The following is a 1,321-nucleotide window of genomic DNA, read 5'->3' on the forward strand; positions in this document are numbered from 1 at the left end:
GCCTCTCCTGAAGTTTGAGTGGGTAGCCTACGCCCCGGAAGCATCAAGCCGGGGGTGGGATGAGCACGCAACTGTTCGAGTCGGCGCTGGGGATCAAGGCGCCGTGGTCGGTGAAGTCGGTGGATTTCGACGAGGCGGCCAAGCGGCTGACGGTGCTGGTGGACTTTGCCCCCGGCACGCGCTTCCCGGTGAACGGGCACCCTGGCCAGCACCCGGTGCACGACACCGTCACCAAGACCTATCGGCACCTGAACTTCTTCCAGCATGAGTGCCATCTTCAGGTGCGAGTGCCCCGGGTGCGACTGCCCCACGGCGCCGTGCGGCTGGTCGATCCCGACTTTGCGGGCCGGCTCAACGGCTTCACGCTGCTGTTCGAGGCGCTGATCCTGATGCTGGCTCAGCAGATGCCCTTCCGAGCCGTCGGTCGCATCGTGGGCGAGTCGGAGTACCGGGTGCTGGCCGTGTGCCGTCGCTACGTGCACATCGCCGGCGGCCTGGCCGACTACAGCGCCGTCACCTCGCTGGCCATCGACGAGACCTCCCGCTCGCGCGGGCACCAGTACGTGACGCTGGCGGCCGACGCCGACGCACGCCGGGTGGTCTTCGTCGGCCAGGGCCGAGGCTCGGGTGTCATCGCCGAGTTGGCCGAACACCTGGACTGGCACGGCTGTCCGCCGCAGCAGATCGAGCGCGTGAGCATCGACATGTCGGCCGCCTACATCAAGGGCGTGGGCGAGCACCTGCCCGATGCGCGGATCACGTTCGACAAGTTCCACGTCATCGCTCACGCCAGCGCCGCGGTGGACAAGACACGGCGCATCGAGCAACGCGCCGACCCCGCAGCAGGCGCCATGCTCAAGGGCCTGCGGTGGACCTTGCTCAAGGATGCCTTCGACCTCAAGCCCCAGGCCGGGGCCGCCCTGCACGCCCTGATCACGGCGCCGCGCTTGACCCTGACCGCTCGCGCCTGGACCTACAAGGAGCGGCTGCGGCTGGCCATGGAACACAAGCAGGTCAACGTACTGCGCCGCCTGCTGCAGCACTGGTGCGGCTGCGTCATGCGCTCCAAGGTCGACGTGATGAAGGAGGTCGCCGCCATGGTCCGCAAGCACCTCGAAGGCATCGTCGCCTGGGCGCAGACACGTCAGACCAACGGCTTCCTCGAGGCCATCAACGGCCTGTTCCAAGCCGCCAAACGCCGCGCGCGCGGCTACGGCAGCTTCGACACCATCAAGACCGTCATCTTCCTGATCGCCGGCAAGCTCAACTTCCAAGCAATCAACCCTCACGTAGGGCAACCCACTTGAATTTTAGGAGAGCC

Annotated in this window: 1 protein-coding gene; it reads left to right on the plus strand. The window is 66.8% G+C overall.

The features are described 5' to 3' along the window. The first annotated feature begins 59 nt into the window (after positions 1-59). Positions 60-1,307 (plus strand): ISL3 family transposase, encoded by a 1,248-nt coding sequence (locus D9C15_RS33130; RefSeq protein WP_128003709.1) that lies wholly within the window; start codon positions 60-62, stop codon positions 1,305-1,307. Positions 1,308-1,321: the final 14 nt, after the last annotated feature.

This window comes from Piscinibacter defluvii (genome assembly GCF_004011805.1).
Classification (GTDB): domain Bacteria; phylum Pseudomonadota; class Gammaproteobacteria; order Burkholderiales; family Burkholderiaceae_C; genus Piscinibacter; species Piscinibacter defluvii.